Annotated in this window: 1 protein-coding gene; it reads right to left on the reverse strand. The window is 54.0% G+C overall.

Features of this window, described 5'->3' with window-relative positions:
• Window positions 1-252: DUF302 domain-containing protein (locus AWR36_RS16005; protein ID WP_141398554.1), on the reverse strand; the 252-nt coding region annotated here is incomplete at both ends.

A 252-nucleotide genomic window follows, 5' to 3' on the forward strand; every position in this document is an offset into this window, starting at 1 on the left:
CGATAGACGTCAGCTTTGCCAGCGCCCCCCGCATCTTTTCAATGACCGGGGATGCATCAACACCGTCTAGATCATCCATAGTCTCTTTGGGGTCTTCATAGGCCAACCAAACCTGACCGTTTTCGTCCTCGTATGCCTGCACTTTCAGCGGCAAGAATAATCCTGCACGCGGATCAATCTGCATAGCGGGCGTACCCATCGCGGGGTTGCCGAAGATCAGCACTTGATTGGCTGGAATGGTCAGACCAACCT

This window comes from Microbulbifer flavimaris (assembly GCF_001641755.2).
GTDB lineage: Bacteria > Pseudomonadota > Gammaproteobacteria > Pseudomonadales > Cellvibrionaceae > Microbulbifer > Microbulbifer flavimaris.